This window comes from Ruegeria sp. BHSC029 (genome assembly GCF_059613085.1).
This window is the reverse complement of the sequence record NZ_JBXWRU010000001.1, coordinates 516,573-531,701: the sequence shown is the minus strand read 5'-3', so window position 1 is coordinate 531,701 and position 15,129 is coordinate 516,573. Positions and strand designations below refer to the sequence as shown.

The window sequence follows — 15,129 nt, the reverse complement described above, 5'->3', positions numbered from 1 at the left end:
TGGATCAGCCCGGAAAACCCGGGCCGAACAGACGTCAGCCCTGAGCCGCTTTGGCGACTTCGGCAGCAAAGTCTTCTTTTTCGACCACGATGCCTTCGCCAACTTCCAGGCGAACAAAACCGGTGATGGTTGCGCCGGCTTCCTTGGCCGCTGCTTCCACGGTCAGGTCGGGGTTCACAACGAACTGCTGGCTCAGCAGGGTCGATTCCGCGACGAATTTCTTCATGCGGCCCTCGATCATCTTTTCGATGACCTGCTCGGGCTTGCCGGACTCGCGCGCGATGTCCATCTGGACCTGCTTTTCTTTTTCGACAACGGCCGGATCCAGGTCGGCTTCGGACAGAGCAGCCGGGTTCACGGCTGCGATGTGCATCGCGACTTGCTTGCCGATGGCTTCATCGCCGCCCGACAGAGCAACCAGAACACCGATCTTGCCCATGCCGTTGGTTGCGGCGTTGTGGACATACGAGACCACGGTGTCGCCCGACAGTTTCGCCATGCGGCGGACCGACATGTTTTCGCCGATGGTGGCGATCTTGTCGGTCAGCGTGTCGGCAACCGATTTGCCGCCCAGATCAGCAGCCAGCAGTTCCTCAACTGAGTCAACGCCCTGGGCTGCGTAGGTGATCTTGCCGACCATTTCCTGGAACTCGGCGTTCTTCGCGACAAAGTCGGTTTCCGAGTTCACTTCGACAGCAACACCGTTGCCACCTTCGACGTGAACGGCAACCAGGCCTTCTGCTGCGGTACGGCCGGATTTCTTTGCGGCCTTCGCCAGACCTTTGGTGCGCAGCCAGTCAACGGCCTCGTCCATGTTGCCGCCGGTTTCGGTCAGCGCTTTTTTCGCGTCCATCATGCCTGCGCCGGTCGAGTCGCGCAGTTCTTTCACCATTGCTGCAGTGATTGCCATCTCTTGGCTCTCCTCAATTCAAACGGAATTGGGGCAGGTCTACCCTGCCCCATATGTCATTTACGTGACGGGCAGCTTACGCTTCGGCCGACGCTTCGGCTTCTTCTGCAACGGCTTCTTCAACCGGTGCTTCTTCGAACTCGCCCAGGTCGACGCCGGCGGCGCCCAGCTGAGCCGTCATGCCGTCCAGTGCAGCGCGTGCGGCCAGGTCGCAATACAGTGCGATTGCACGGGCAGCATCGTCGTTGCCGGGGATGATGTAGTCCACACCATCCGGCGAGCAGTTGGTGTCGACGACGGCCACAACCGGGATACCCAGTTTGTTGGCTTCTGCGATGGCCAGTGCTTCTTTCTTGACGTCGATGACGAACAGCAGGTCAGGAACGCCGCCCATCTCGCGGATGCCGCCCAGCGAAGCCTGAAGCTTGGCCTGGTCACGCTCCATGCCCAGACGCTCTTTCTTGGTCAGGCCTTCAGCGCCCGATTCCATGGCTTCGTCGATCTGGTTCAGACGGTTGATCGACTGGGAAACGGTTTTCCAGTTGGTCAGCGTGCCACCCAGCCAGCGGTGGTTCATGTAATACTGGGCCGATTTTTCAGCGGCTTCAGCGATCGGCTGTGCAGCCTGACGCTTGGTACCGACAAACAGAACGCGGCCACCTTTGGCGACGGTGTCACGTACCGCCTGCAGCGCCTGATCCAGCATCGGAACGGTCTGGGTCAGGTCCATGATGTGGATGCCGTTGCGCGCGCCATAGATGAACGGCGCCATGCGGGGGTTCCAACGCTGTGTCTGGTGACCAAAGTGAACGCCAGCTTCCAGCAGCTGACGCATGGTGAACTCGGGAAGAGCCATGCTATGTTTTCCTTTTCCGGTTTTCGCCTTGGCGGGGGTGAAAGAAGCATTTGCTCCAACCGGCGGCCTTGATGAGGATGTCTCCCTCAAAACGACCAAACCCCGCCTGCGGATTTGAATGCCGCGCGTATACGGCAGGTTTGTTGATGGTGCAAGGGGCTTTTGCCCCTATTTTTCTGGCCGCGCCAAGGCATGCCCGTGACGGACGGCCTGCTCGCAATGCGCGGCCAAAGCCTTGCGGTCGTCGAAATCGCTGACCCGCGCCGGAGAATGATAGATCAATTCGACCCGCCCCTGCCGCCGCGCGCCCAGCGTCTTCAGAAGATGCGGGGCAAAATCCATGTCGCCCCACCAGCCATAGAACCGATCCGGCTGCCCATCGGGCGCGTGGTAGACCACCGAGACCGGCTGAACATACATGAAATCACGCAGTTCATCTGCAAAGAATGCCGCAAAAAGCGTTGTTTTGAATGGCAAAACCCGTAGGCCGTCCGTCGATGTGCCCTCTGGGAAAAACAACAGCTTGTGCCCGGCCTTCAGACGGTCTTCGAACAATCTGGTCTGCTCGCGCGCTTTCTTGGGATTGCGTTCGATGAACACGGTTCCGGTGGCACGGGCCAGCCAACCGATGCCGGGCCAATTCGCCACCTCGGCCTTGGACACGAAGTATACACGCTTGCGGGCGTTGAGCGCGAAGATGTCCAGCCAAGACGTGTGGTTGGCCACGACGGCTCCGCGATGCTGCATCAGCTCACCCGAGCTTGAAAATCCGATCCCAAGAATTCGAAACGCATTGCGACACACGAATTGGGCAATGAAGGGCGTTACTGGTCGACGCAGGCCAAAGATGGGTCTTTCGACCAGGCGCACAAGCAAAAGAACGATCAGACCACCGAACACCAGCACAGCCAGAGGAAGCCCCCGGAGGATCACCAAAATCCAACCCCACACGCCCAACTCAACCGGGTCCGGGTCGTCCGAGCTGTGCCAGACAGCACCGTTTAGCACGTCACGCTCCGCCATAGATGCGTCTCTGTCTTTCGTTCATCCGAGTGGTGTCGAGGATCAGGCAAACGTCGGTGGTGTTGAATGCATGGTCGATGAATGCCCCCTCGCCCACAAACCCGCCCAATCGAAGATAGGCCTTGATCAAGGCCGGAACCTGCAACATCGCACTCCGTCGATCCAGCGCATCTTTCGGAACCAGGTTCATGTTCTGATAAACATCCGGCTGCGCACGCACCCGCAGTTCGGGTGGAGCCAGGTGGTTGTGATGCAGCATCGACATAGGCTGGGCAAGGTGCTTGACGTCTGTGCCGTGAAAACTGGCAACGCCGAACAGAACCTCGATCTCCCGTTCGGACACATATTTCGCGAGGCCATTCCACAAATGATACATTGCGGTTCCGCCGCGATAGTCCGGATGCAGGCAGGACCGGCCGAGTTCCAGCAATTTGCGGCCGCTGTTTTTCAGAACGGTAAGGTCGTATTCATCCTCAGAGTAGAACCGTCCGACTTCAGCTACGCGGTCACCCGGCAACAGGCGGTAGACTCCGACCACTTCTCCGGTGACGTCGTCATAGGCCAGCATGTGATCAAAATACGGGTCGAACTGGTCGCGTTCCAGGCCCTCTGCATGATCGACCATCTCTCCGCCACCGCCCAATTCACGCACGAAGACGTCATAACGCAGCCGCTGCGCCGCGCGCAGTTCCTCGTCGGTTTCGGCAAGTTTGACAGTGAATGAAGGGCCCGTATCCGGCATGTGGAATGGTCGTCGTCTTGTTGCGATCCCAGCGCTGATACCGCAGCTGCGCGGCGAATGGCAACACGAACCGGGTGGCGAGCCCCGTTAACCTTTCCTAAACCAGTTTCATGGATCAAGAACCGGCATCAAGGCGATGCGTGTTCCGTCAATCACCACTTTGCCCTGGTCGCGAAAGTTCACGGTGATCTTGCCCCCGATGTTGGACTGGACCTGTCCAACGCCCCAGTCAGGGAAATCTGGGTGGCGGACAAACATGCCCGGTGCAAGAATGGCATTCAGATCTGTCATGCGACGGCTCCGGGTCGGGCATGGGGGATACCACAGGAGGTACGCATGGGCGACACCAACGTCAACCTGGCCGAGTTGATCGGCTCTCGGATCTGCCACGATTTGATCAGCCCGATCGGCGCGATCACCAATGGGCTGGAACTGTTGGAGATGGTTGGCGGCACCCAGGGCCCCGAGATGGAACTGATCACCGGCAGCGTCGGCAGCGCCGGGGCGCGGATTCGGTTCTTTCGCGTGGCCTTTGGCGCGGCCAGCGATCAGCCGCTGGGCCGCGGCGAAGTGACGGACCTGCTGCGCGATGTCAACCACGCGGGCCGTGTCCGGGTGCATTGGAACGTCACCGAGGCGATGCCGCGCAATCAGATCAAACTGGCCTTTCTGGCCATCATGTGCTGCGAAAGCGCCATGCCGATGGGCGGCGAGGTAAAGATCGACAGCGTGGGCGACAAATGGACGGTCACTGGTACGGCCGACCGCATGAATGTCGATCCCGACCTGTGGAAAGGTCTCCCGACCGGCACATTCGCCAACAAGGTCACGCCGGCGCAGGTGCAGTTCGCCCTGCTGCCGCAGACGGCGGCCGCTCAGGGCCGCCGGGTTTCGGCCGAGACGGGCGCAACCCGCGTGGTGCTGCGGTTCTGACGCAGCGCCTCAGGCGCGCGTCGTGCCGTTGCCGCGCACCAGGTATTTGAAGCTGGTCAGCTGCGCCGCCCCCACCGGGCCGCGCGCGTGCATCTTGCCCGTGGCGATTCCGATCTCGGCGCCCATTCCGAACTCACCCCCGTCGGCAAATTGGGTCGAGGCGTTGTGCATCAGGATCGCACTGTCGAGCCGTTCAAAGAAGCGGTCGGCGGCGGACTGATCCTCGGTCATGATGCAATCGGTATGGTTCGATCCGTATTGCCGGATATGCGCGATTGCTTCATCGATATCGGTCACCGGTTTTGCGGCGATGATGCTGTCCAGAAACTCCTTGCCCCAGTCGGCATCGGTGGCCGGCACGGTGCCGTCGATGGCCAGCGCACCCGCGGCATGGACCTCGACGCCAGCGGCCAGCAGCGCCGCGATCACGTCGCGCCCTAGCGTTTCCGCGATATCCTGATGCACCAGCAGGCATTCGGCCGCCCCGCAGATGCCAGTGCGGCGGGTCTTGGCGTTCAGCACCACGTCCAGCGTTTTCTGCGGATCCGCAGCCTTGTCGACATAAATGTGCACGATCCCTTCAAGATGTGCAAAGACCGGCACCCGCGCCTCTCGCTGGACCAACCCGACCAGCCCCTTGCCGCCGCGCGGCACGATGACGTCGACATAGTCGGTCATGGTCAGCAATTCCTGCACCGCCGCCCGGTCACGGGTCGGGACCAGCTGGATCGCATCCTCGGGCAGGTTCGCGACCTTCAGACCCTCGACCAGGCAAGCGTGGATCGCGGTCGAGGAATGAAAGCTTTCCGACCCGCCGCGCAGGATCACGGCATTGCCCGACTTGAGGCACAGCGCCCCGGCATCCGCGGTCACGTTCGGGCGGCTTTCATAGATCACGCCGATCACGCCCAGCGGGGTGCGTACGCGGCGGATGTTCAGCCCCGAGGGCATGTCCCATTCGGCCAGAACCTCACCCACCGGATCGGCCTGTTCAGCCACGGCGCGCAACCCGTCGACCATGCCCTGAATGCGCGTCTCGTCCAGCATCAGACGGTCCATCATAGCCGGGCTCAGACCCTTTTCGCGGCCGTAGTCCAGGTCTTTCTTGTTGGCCTCGATGATCTGCGCACGGTTCTTCCACACAGCGTCGGCGGCGGCAATCAACGCGGCGTGTTTGCGCTCGGCCGAAGCAAAGGCCAGATCCCGAGACGCATCCTTGGCGCGCTTGCCAAGATCGGCCATCAGGGCGGGAATGCTATCAAAGTCCTTCATGTCATCTGCCTTTCCGGTCGTCGGACCAGCCAAATCTATCAGTTTTCGCGGCTACAAAGCCAGATCGTCACGGTGGATCATCACCGCACGGCCGGGATAGCCGAGTGCGTCCTCGATCTCGGAGGATTTGCGCCCCTTGATGGTGTCGGCCTCGTGCGCGGTATAGCGGCTGAGGCCCAATCCCAAACGCCGGCCTTCGTGATCTTTGATGGCCACCGGGTCGCCCCGTCCAAAATCGCCCGTCACTTCGACGATGCCGGCCGGCAACAGGCTTTTGCCATTCTCCAGCGCCTGCGCTGCCCCTGCATCGACCGTGATCTCGCCCCGCGGCTTCATCGCCGAGATCCAGCGTTTGCGCGCCGCATGCGGGTCCAGCTTGGCCTTGAACCAAGTGCTGTTCGCGCCATTGTTCAGCAGTTTCAGCGGGTTCAAAGGCGATCCTTCCGTAATCGCCATGTCACAGCCCGCCGCCGTCGCCATCTGCGCGGCCATCAGCTTGGTCTTCATGCCGCCCTTGGACAGCCCCGAACCGGCGTCACCAGCCATCGCCTCGATCTCGGGCGTGATCGCGTCGATCACGTCAAACCGGGTGGCGGATGGGTCTTCGGCTGGATTGCCGGTGTAGAACCCATCGACATCGGACAGCAGGATCAACTGATCCGCACCGACGGTCACGGCGATCTGCGCGGCCAGTCGATCATTGTCGCCGTATCGGATTTCATCCGTGGCCACCGTGTCATTTTCGTTCACGATGGGCACGACGCCCAACCCCAGCAGAGTTTCCAGCGTCGCGCGCGAGTTCAGGTACCGGCGGCGGTTCTCGCTGTCTTCCAGCGTCACCAGAACCTGCGCCGTGGTGATGTCGTGCGGGGCCAACGCCTCTTCATAGGCCCGCGCCAGCCGGATCTGACCGACGGCGGCAGCGGCCTGGGACTGCTCCAGCGACAGTGCGGTTGCGGGCAGACCCAGAACGCCGCGCCCCAGCGCGATCGAACCGGACGAGACCAGAACCACATCGGCCCCCTGCCCCTTGAGCCACGCCACGTCCTGCGCCAGCGAATGCAACCACTCCGAACGCAGCTTGCCGGTCGCACGATCGACCAGCAAAGCCGAGCCGATCTTGACCACCAGGCGCTTTGCGTCGGTCAGGGCTGCCACGTCTCGCGCTCCTCAGTGGGTTTCTGACGCAGGCGGTTTTCGTCGATCTGGGCGCGCAGGGCCCGCAAAACTTCGGTCACGCCCTGCCGGGCCACGCCCGACATGGTCATGACAGGGCCGCTCACGGCCTCTTTCAACTCGGCCTTGGCCAGTTCGAGCTGTTCTTCGTCCAGCGCGTCAATCTTGTTCAACACGGTGATCCGGGGCTTGTCAGCCAGCGCACCGCCATAGGCCTCAAGCTCGTGGATGATGGTGTGATAATCCTGCGCGATGGTCTCCGACGTGCCATCGACCAGATGCAGCAACACCGCGCAGCGTTCGACATGGCCCAGGAAACGGTCGCCGATGCCGCGGCCTTCATGCGCGCCTTCGATCAGGCCGGGAATGTCGGCCACAACGAATTCCACGTTGTCCACGCCAACGACGCCCAGATTGGGATGCAGCGTGGTGAACGGATAATCGGCGATCTTGGGCCGCGCGTTCGAGGTGGCGGCCAGAAAGGTCGATTTGCCCGCGTTCGGCATGCCCAGCAGACCCACATCGGCAATCAGCTTCAGACGCAGCCATATCGTACGGTCCACACCCGGCTGCCCAGGGTTGGCCCGCCGCGGCGCCTGGTTGGTGGCCGATTTGAAATGCAGGTTGCCGAAACCGCCATTGCCACCCCGCGCCAGCAGGACACGTTGCCCCACTTCGGTCAGGTCGGCGACCACCGTCTCCTGATCCTCGTCCAGAATCTCGGTTCCGACGGGCAAGCGCAGAATGATGTCGTCGCCATCCTTGCCGGTGCGTTGCTGGCCCCGGCCGGGCTGGCCGTTCTTGGCAAAGAAATGCTGCTGATAACGGAAGTCGATCAGGGTGTTCAGCCCGTCCACGACCTCGGCCCAGACGGACCCGCCCTTGCCGCCGTCCCCGCCATCGGGGCCGCCGTATTCGATGTACTTTTCGCGTCGGAAGCTGACGCACCCGCTACCGCCGGCCCCGGACCGGATGTAGACCTTTGCAAGATCGAGAAATTTCATGTCAGTCCCCTACTGCAAAGGCCCCATCGGCCACAAGTCAGAGTTTTTTGCTGTACGTCCAGGTGGGCACATTTGCGTCGCGCGCCACCGAGAAGCTTTCGGCATCGCCAAGATACTGGAACCCGCAATGGGTCAGAACCCGTGCCGAGGCGGGATTGTCCTGAAACACGCTGGCAAACATCGTGGCGTTTTCCAACGGATTCGCCTGAACCAGCGTTTCCACCGCCAGCGAGGCGATGCCCGTGTTCCAATACAAGGGCGCGACCCAATAGCCCACTTCGGACTGGTTGCGATCCAGCCGCTTGAGCGAGATCACCCCGATCAACTCGGGCCCGCCATCCTTGGTGGCGTCCATCGCCCAGACGTCCTCGTCCCGGTCCTCGGCCATGGCGCGGGTCACGAAAGCCTCGATCGAACCGGGCGGCAAGGGGTGCGGGATCGACGTGGTCATGCGCGCCACGCGCTCGTCCCCGGCGTAGTGCTCGATCAGGCCCATGTCCGACCGGCGCAGCGGGCGCAGGTCGAACCGCTCGGTTTCAATGACCGGCTGATTTATGATTGCCTCAAGTTTCATTGGTGTGTTCCTCCTCCGAACAACACGAAAAGTACGGATGCAACAGTCAGACCCGCGAGAGTCCACATCAGATATTTTTCCGCCGGCCGTCCCGCAACCACGCGTGCAATTCTATCGCCCGCAAAGGTCCAGATCGGGTGCAGGACCAACTGGCAGGTCAACAAAACGAGCGCGATCGTGAGCGTCGCACTCAGCACCGACGTTCCCGCCGCGACGAACCCGGTGAATCCCGCGATGATCATCGCCCAGGCCTTGGGGTTCAGCGGATGCACCACCAGCCCGGCCCAGAAACCCGGAACCGCCTCGCCCGCGTCCTGATGGGACAGGCGGAGGTTGGCGATTTTCCACGCAAGCCAGCAAATATAGGCCGCCGAAGCATATTTCAGAACCGCAAACGCGGTGGGGGCTTGTTCTGCCAGTTGCAGAAGGCCAAAGCCCAACGGCCAGATGATCAGCTGCTTGCCCAGAATCACGCCTGCCACGAAAGGCAGCGCAGCGCGGAACCCATAGCGCGCACCCGTTCCCAACAAGACCATGTTGGCCGGTCCCGGCGTGCCGACCTGGCTGGCGGCAAAGATCAGGAAACTGGTGGTTGCAACGGGCATCGGGGCTTTCGATCAAATCTGCGTCAAAACGAGAAAGGGGACCGGCACTTTGTGCCGGTCCCCCATGAATTTTTCTTAAACCTTCTGGGTTTCGGCTTACTCTGCGGCCTCCGCCACTGGCAGGACCGAAATGAAGGTGCGGTTTTTCAGTCCCTTGTGGAACTTCACGGCGCCATCGACAGTTGCAAAGATGGTGTGATCCTTGCCCATGCCCACGCCTTCGCCCGGCCAGAACTTGGTGCCGCGCTGACGCACGATGATGTTGCCTGCAACGGCGGCCTGGCCACCATACAGTTTCACGCCAAGGCGACGACCCGCTGAGTCGCGGCCGTTACGGGAGGAACCGCCAGCTTTTTTATGTGCCATTCTCTCTCTCCTTAGCCTTTGGCCAGCTCTTTGGCCTGCTCAACCCATTCGGGTTTCACTTTGACCGTCTCGATAGCAGCAATCTGCTCGTCCGACAAGGCGGCCAGAGCGGCAAAGCTTTCGATACCGGCTTCGGCCAGTTTCTTGGCAGCTGCGGGACCAACACCGGTGATCTTGGTCAGATCGTCAGCGGCAGCAGCAGCGGCCGGGGCTTCTGCCTTGGCAGCGGCTTTCTTGGCGGGTTTCGCTGCTTTCGCAACTTCACCTGCCGGAGCCGAACCGGTTGCGGCCTTGACGCCCGACTTGTCCGCGCCCGAGGGCAGGATGTCGGTGATCTTGACCAGGGTCAGCTTCTGACGGTGGCCAACGGTGCGCTTCGAGCTGTGCTTGCGGCGGCGCTTGACGAATTTGATGACCTTGTCACCTTTGATCTGTTCGATCACTTCCGCCTGAACGGCCGCACCATCGATGAACGGCGCGCCGACCACCGGGGCGTCGCCACCCAGCATCAGAACGTCGTTGAATTGGACTTTTTCACCTGCGTCGGCAGCCAGCTTTTCAACGCGGAGCACGTCGCCCGCCTGAACCTTGTACTGCTTGCCGCCAGTCTTGAGGACTGCAAACATGCGTCTTTCCTTTTTCTACCGCGTTCTGTGGTCCCCGTCAGACGGGTGTTTCGGCCAAGGCCACCTCGAACAGCGCGCCCTTTTCGGGCGGATGAACGACCGTCAGGGCGCACCCGTCAGGCCAACAATAACGATACCCGGCGCGGAGGTTCCGGCCGGGATGCGCGCTTATCCACGGATCACACGGCAAAGTCAACAGCAAACCGGCCTAAAGATCCGACGCTTGCAGAACCTGAGCCACCGTCACGCCCAGCTGGTATGACAACTCGTTGAACATGGTGTCCAGACCTGCGAACAAGGCGTTGTTCAAGGCCTGCCCTGCCTCGGTACGTGAAAAGGCGATATTCTCGCGCAGCTGGGCCTCGCTGAGCGGTTGGTACGCAAACAGCAGAAACGAGTACAGCCACTCGCGGGTTTGTTGCTCGGACTGCGCTCCCTGCGCCAGCAATTGGGCCAACATTTCCCCGTCGTCGCCCGTGATGCCCTGCCCGTCCGCCAACCCACGGAAGAAATTGTAGTCGGCCTGCAACGCCCCGCGCACGTTCCGATCAACAAGGTCGTTGATCTCGACATACTCATCGATCAGACGAAAATAGGCCGCATCACGATCGGCCTCCCGATAGGCGGCCATGGCCATCTCTTCGATGGCTTCGTCGGAAAAAGTTCGACGGGCCGAGTTTTCCAGAGACACGACGGCGCGGCCCAGATCGCTTTCGAAAAACAGCGCAGCCTGCTCCAGTTGCCCTTCGGACATACCGCCAGCCAGCGCGTCATAAATCTTGGCCTGCATCCACGCCTTGTCGTACAAGTCTTCAACCTGGGCCTCGAAAAACGATCCGCCCTCACCGTCCAGCAGGCTTTTGTCCAGTTCGCGCCCCTGCGTGACACCCTCATCACGCAGAATCTGCATCACGTCGGACAAATGCATTGCCTTGGTCAGACGGTCGACCTGGTCCGCCGTGACCGCACTGGCCCAACCGGCCAAAACCAGCCACAGAGCCAGAAACAGCCGCATCAGATGTCCTGAGCCGGACGCAGTTCGGCCATGCGCGCCGCCAGCACTTCAAACCGCATGGCCATGATCTCGTACTGAATTGCGTTCAACAGTTCGTAGACTTCCTGCATCAGCGGCTGTTCCAGTGCTTTGGTATAGGCGTCGACATCCGCGTCAGAGAAATCCTGATAGGTGTAGGCCGCATTGGCCAAGGCGGACAGTTGCAATGACTGCCGCATCTCGGGTTCGTTCAGCTTCATCATCTGGCGCAGCCCGTCCGCGTCCAACTGCAGGTCGATCACTCCGGCGGCGCTGGCGGCCAGCAGGAACCGCAGCTGGATCTCCTGCAGCGCCCGCAACGAGGTTTCGCTGGCATCGATGGCGCTGTTCATCCGCTTCAGGCTTTCGATGCGGCTCGAACCGGACTTGACCAGATCGGATATGATCTCCTGCCCCTCAAGTTGCTTGGCTTCGTCATCCTCGACAAGGTGCGAGGCATTTTCCGCCTCGACAAGCCGTTGTCCCAGATCCGAGGCATAAAACTCGACCGCGTGGTCCAGGGCCTCGTCGCTCAGCGTCTGTTCGAGAATCGCAACCGCTGTTTCATGCATGTCATCGGTGTCGAACACCTCTTCCGTCAGGCGCGTCCATTGTGAGCCAAAACCCTCGGGGTCGATCCCCAGCATCTGAGGCGCCGAAGCCGAGGCCAGTGCGATGCTCTCCAGCGCCACGTCAAAACCCGTCGTCGTCAGAAAAGCCTCAATCCGATCCCGACTGGCGGACAAGGCGGTCTGAGCCGTCAGAGCGAACGCGAACACGGGCAGGATGAGCAGAAGCGAAATGCGGTGCAGAAGATGTCTCATACATGTCAGCCTAGGAGATTTCGTCGGACTGGCAATGGAAAATCCACGGTTTGGCGAATTCGGGAATTTTCTGCTTGCACCCCTCGGCGATCACAACTAAATCCCCCCCTCACAGACCCCCGCGGAGAGGTGCCGGAGTGGTCGAACGGGGCGGTCTCGAAAACCGTTGTGGGTGCAAGCCCACCCAGGGTTCGAATCCCTGTCTCTCCGCCACTACTTCCCAATGACGCCCCCCTTTCTTGTTCGCCTGATGGTTGCAAGCGTGCATTTTCGCCGGTGGCGTGTTGTTGCCGCCGATCGTCTGACTGATCAGCGCCGAGTGGCCCAAACCCCGAACATGCGCCGAATCTTTGGGATTTCCCCTTTGATCTCAGGTAGTTTCTCCCCACATCAGCGGCACACATCCGAAAAGGAGACCCCAATGTCCCGCATTATCATCCTGATTATCATCGCCGGATTGGGTGCCGGCGCGTATTTCTACCTGAATCAGCCCGAGCCCACCCCGGCCGAGAAACTGCAATCTGCCGCCAAAGAAGCCGGCGAGGCCGTTGGCGAGGCCGCAACCGCAGCCCAGGAAGCTGCCAGCGAGGCTTTGTCGACGGCCACGCAGCAAGCGGGTGACGCAGCCTCGGCCGCCGTCGAACAGGCCGGTGAAGCCGCCGAGCAAGCCGGTCAGACAGCCACGGATCTGGCTAACCAGGCCGGCGATGCTGCGACGGATCTGGCCAACCAGGCAGGCGATCAGGTTGCAGCCCTCACTGCCCAAGGGCAGGAGTTGCTGAATACCTGGGTTGACGAAGGCATGCTGTCGGCCGAGCAGTTCGACTATGACGCGATGGTTGAATCCGTGAAAAACAGCCAGCTGAGCCAGGAAATCCAGGACCAGGTGATCAAGATCCTCGATGGCATCAAGGAAGCGCCGGAAACGGCTGCGCTCAAGATCCAGGAACTGCGCAACCTGTTGACGCAATAAGATCATTCGACAAGGCCGGCAATTGTCCGGCCTTGTCACACCTGCACCGGCTTCCCAATTCCCCAACGTTAACCCTTTGGTCGATTGACGTGTCCGGTGCCATTTGTTTGGCTTGGCTCAACCAGTCGCATCAAGTCGGGACGACCTATTGTCGGCATCGGTGCGCCCTGCCCCAGGGCGTGCATTTGGATCGACCCGTTTGCTTGAAAGTGTCGGAAACAAAGGAAAAAGAATGACTGACCTCCCCAAATCCATGTTTGCCGTGATCCAGAAATTTGACGGATACTCGGGTACCGCCACGGGCCCGGCGATCGAGGACGCCGCCGACTGGGTTGAGAATGCCGAGATCCCGGTGCCCACGCCTGGCCCCGGCCAGGTGCTGATCAAATTGCGCACCGCATCGGTGAACCCCTCGGACCTCCATTTCATCAAGGGTGAGTACGGTCAGCCGCGGGTCAAAGGTGCCCCGGCCGGTTTCGAAGGGTGCGGGGACGTCGTCGCCACCGGCGCGGGTGCCGAAGCGCTGAAGGGGCAAAGGGTCGCCTTCGTCGCCTCCGGGTCCGGCGCATGGGCCGAGTATGCCCTGACACAGGCGCAGATGTGCATTCCTTTGCGGCCCGAGATCTCGGACGATGACGGTGCCGCACAGATCGTCAATCCGCTGACCGCGATGGCAATGGTTGAGATCGCGCGTTCCGAAGGAGAGGCCTTTGTCGTTTCCGCGGCCACCAGCCAGTTGGGCAAGCTGATGTGCGGGCTGGGCCGAGACCTTGGCCTGAAGCCGATTGCGATGGTGCGGCGCCCTGAAACGGTCGGACTGCTCAAAAGCCACGGAGCGGCCGAGATCATCGTAACCACCGAAGACGATGCAGTCTCCAAGTTTGCTGCCATCAGCGCACAGCTCAAGCCGCGGGTGTTTTTGGATGCGGTCTCGGATCAGCTGTCCGAGCAGGTCTTCTGCGCCATGCCCAACGGCGCGCGCTGGGTGTCTTATGGCAAACTCAGCAGCGAGCCTCCGAAGCTGACCCAGATGGGCCAGCTGATCTTTATGAGCAAACGGATCGAGGGCTTCTGGCTGACCAAATGGATGATGTCCACTCCGCCCGAAGAGCAGATGCGCGCGGTTGCCGAGGTGCAGGCCCGCTTTGCGGACGGACGGTGGAAAACGGATGTCTCGGCGCATGTCCCGCTGAACAAAATCGTTTCCGATCTGGCAGTTGCACTGAAAAAGAGTGACGGTAAGGTAATAATCACGCCATAGTAGAACAGGCGCCCCGGTGATTGGAGGAGATCCGGGGCGTCAGGACGCCGGGCAAACCGGCATGGGGAGGAGAATTTGGACAACGCACAGCTGCTGATCAGCGGGCTGGCGAATGGCTGTGTCTACGGCCTGATCGCGCTTGGCTTCGTTTTGATCTACAAGGCGACCGAGGCCGTGAACTTCGCCCAGGGCGATTTCATGATGCTGGGCGCCTTCGTCACCATCGGGCTGACCAATACCGAATATATGGGCCTGCCCTTCTGGCTGGCCCTGCCCATCTCGCTGGGGATCATGGGCGCGCTGGGGTACCTGCTGGACAGGCTGATCATCCGCCGCCTGTTCGGGGAAAGCCAGACCGCCGTGGTCATCCTGACCATTGCCTTGGGCTTCGTGATCCGCTTTGTCGCCGGGCTGATCTGGGGTCACGAGCCGCAGACGCTGGAAAACCCGCTTGCCGGCAAGGAGGTCCGCTTTGGCGGGCTGGTTCTGGGGATGGAGGACGTGGCGGTCATCGTCGTGACCGTGCTGCTGACCTGGGGGCTCTATGTGTTCTTCAGCAAGACCAAGCTGGGGCTGGCGATGCAGGGCGCTTCGCAGAACCAGTTGGCGGCCTATTACATGGGGGTACCGGTCAAGCGTGTTCAGGGTTTCATCTGGGGTCTGGCCGGCGTCGTGGCCGGGATCGCGGGCATCCTGTTCGCCGCCAAGGGTTCGGTCGATCCGACCACCGGGCTGCTGGGAATCAAGGCGTTTGCGGCCGCGGTCATCGGCGGGTTTGGCAGCCTGCCCGGAGCCTTGGCGGGCGGTCTGATCGTCGGCGTGATCGAACCCTTCGCCAGCCGCTACATCGCTGCGGGCTACAGCCAGATCGCGCCCTATGCGCTGTTGCTGGCGGTGCTGATCTTCCGTCCGCACGGCCTGTTCAGCCAGGTCCGGGTCAAGAAGGTCTGA

Annotated in this window: 18 protein-coding genes and 1 tRNA gene; 5 read left to right on the top strand and 14 right to left on the bottom strand. The window is 61.3% G+C overall.

Annotated elements, in window-relative coordinates:
- Positions 1–34: 34 nt before the first annotated feature.
- The 5 genes from tsf to AC2FML_RS02550 all read right to left on the bottom strand — a co-directional run bounded on the left by tsf (position 35) and on the right by AC2FML_RS02550 (position 3,822).
- Positions 35–910 carry a translation elongation factor Ts gene (gene tsf, locus AC2FML_RS02570; protein ID WP_093962057.1) on the bottom strand — a complete coding sequence of 292 codons (876 nt, stop codon included), beginning with the start codon at positions 908–910 and terminating at the stop codon, positions 35–37.
- 76 nt (positions 911–986) lie between these two features.
- Complete coding sequence (rpsB, locus tag AC2FML_RS02565) at positions 987–1,766, bottom strand: 30S ribosomal protein S2 (protein ID WP_093962056.1); 780 nt, start codon at positions 1,764–1,766, stop codon at positions 987–989.
- 168 nt (positions 1,767–1,934) lie between these two features.
- Entirely contained in the window at positions 1,935–2,789 is an 855-nt protein-coding gene (gene olsA / locus AC2FML_RS02560) for a lyso-ornithine lipid O-acyltransferase (RefSeq protein WP_496781845.1), read from the bottom strand.
- Positions 2,776–3,531: an L-ornithine N(alpha)-acyltransferase gene (gene olsB, locus AC2FML_RS02555; RefSeq protein ID WP_170339190.1), complete on the bottom strand. Its 756-nt coding sequence runs from the start codon at positions 3,529–3,531 to the stop codon at positions 2,776–2,778. The genes olsA and olsB overlap by 14 nt, the downstream gene beginning before the upstream one ends.
- A 108-nt stretch (positions 3,532–3,639) precedes the next feature.
- The gene (locus AC2FML_RS02550; protein ID WP_170339192.1) at positions 3,640–3,822 is read right to left on the bottom strand and encodes a DUF3553 domain-containing protein; all 183 of its coding nucleotides are present in this window, start codon (positions 3,820–3,822) and stop codon (positions 3,640–3,642) included.
- Between the two features lie 45 nt (positions 3,823–3,867).
- Here AC2FML_RS02550 and AC2FML_RS02545 point away from each other — a divergent pair, with 45 nt between their 5' ends.
- Positions 3,868–4,464, top strand: coding sequence for a histidine phosphotransferase family protein (locus AC2FML_RS02545; RefSeq protein WP_496781843.1), 597 nt, complete (start codon positions 3,868–3,870; stop codon positions 4,462–4,464).
- Between the two features lie 9 nt (positions 4,465–4,473).
- Here AC2FML_RS02545 and AC2FML_RS02540 read toward each other — a convergent pair whose 3' ends face one another.
- The 9 genes from AC2FML_RS02540 to AC2FML_RS02500 form a co-directional block, all read right to left on the bottom strand.
- Positions 4,474–5,736 (bottom strand): glutamate-5-semialdehyde dehydrogenase, encoded by a 1,263-nt coding sequence (locus AC2FML_RS02540; RefSeq protein ID WP_496781841.1) that lies wholly within the window; start codon positions 5,734–5,736, stop codon positions 4,474–4,476.
- A 51-nt stretch (positions 5,737–5,787) separates the two neighbouring features.
- Positions 5,788–6,894, bottom strand: coding sequence for a glutamate 5-kinase (proB, locus tag AC2FML_RS02535; RefSeq protein WP_170390083.1), 1,107 nt, complete (start codon positions 6,892–6,894; stop codon positions 5,788–5,790).
- The gene (gene obgE, locus AC2FML_RS02530) at positions 6,882–7,916 is read right to left on the bottom strand and encodes a GTPase ObgE (protein ID WP_496781840.1); all 1,035 of its coding nucleotides are present in this window, start codon (positions 7,914–7,916) and stop codon (positions 6,882–6,884) included. Before obgE ends, proB begins: the two co-directional genes overlap by 13 nt.
- A 37-nt stretch (positions 7,917–7,953) precedes the next feature.
- Positions 7,954–8,490 carry a GNAT family N-acetyltransferase gene (locus tag AC2FML_RS02525; protein ID WP_170339204.1) on the bottom strand — a complete coding sequence of 179 codons (537 nt, stop codon included), beginning with the start codon at positions 8,488–8,490 and terminating at the stop codon, positions 7,954–7,956.
- Complete coding sequence (locus tag AC2FML_RS02520) at positions 8,487–9,095, bottom strand: LysE family translocator (protein ID WP_170363477.1); 609 nt, start codon at positions 9,093–9,095, stop codon at positions 8,487–8,489. The genes AC2FML_RS02525 and AC2FML_RS02520 overlap by 4 nt, the downstream gene beginning before the upstream one ends.
- Before the next feature lie 96 nt (positions 9,096–9,191).
- Entirely contained in the window at positions 9,192–9,461 is a 270-nt protein-coding gene (gene rpmA, locus AC2FML_RS02515) for a 50S ribosomal protein L27 (protein ID WP_005983052.1), read from the bottom strand.
- An 11-nt stretch (positions 9,462–9,472) separates the two neighbouring features.
- Positions 9,473–10,087, bottom strand: coding sequence for a 50S ribosomal protein L21 (locus AC2FML_RS02510; protein WP_170367097.1), 615 nt, complete (start codon positions 10,085–10,087; stop codon positions 9,473–9,475).
- A gap of 208 nt (positions 10,088–10,295) precedes the next feature.
- Positions 10,296–11,102 (bottom strand): DUF2059 domain-containing protein, encoded by an 807-nt coding sequence (locus AC2FML_RS02505; RefSeq protein WP_496781837.1) that lies wholly within the window; start codon positions 11,100–11,102, stop codon positions 10,296–10,298.
- Entirely contained in the window at positions 11,102–11,944 is an 843-nt protein-coding gene (locus AC2FML_RS02500; RefSeq protein WP_496781836.1) for a DUF2059 domain-containing protein, read from the bottom strand. Before AC2FML_RS02500 ends, AC2FML_RS02505 begins: the two co-directional genes overlap by 1 nt.
- Positions 11,945–12,067: 123 nt before the next feature.
- Between AC2FML_RS02500 and AC2FML_RS02495 the strand changes: the two genes are divergently transcribed.
- The 4 genes from AC2FML_RS02495 (at position 12,068) to AC2FML_RS02480 (ending at position 15,129) form a co-directional block, all read left to right on the top strand.
- A tRNA-Ser gene (locus AC2FML_RS02495) sits at positions 12,068–12,157 on the top strand.
- 208 nt (positions 12,158–12,365) lie between these two features.
- Positions 12,366–12,917 carry a hypothetical protein gene (locus AC2FML_RS02490; RefSeq protein WP_093962956.1) on the top strand — a complete coding sequence of 184 codons (552 nt, stop codon included), beginning with the start codon at positions 12,366–12,368 and terminating at the stop codon, positions 12,915–12,917.
- Between the two features lie 232 nt (positions 12,918–13,149).
- The gene (locus AC2FML_RS02485; RefSeq protein WP_170528548.1) at positions 13,150–14,178 is read left to right on the top strand and encodes a zinc-binding dehydrogenase; all 1,029 of its coding nucleotides are present in this window, start codon (positions 13,150–13,152) and stop codon (positions 14,176–14,178) included.
- Between the two features lie 75 nt (positions 14,179–14,253).
- Entirely contained in the window at positions 14,254–15,129 is an 876-nt protein-coding gene (locus AC2FML_RS02480) for a branched-chain amino acid ABC transporter permease (RefSeq protein ID WP_005983028.1), read from the top strand.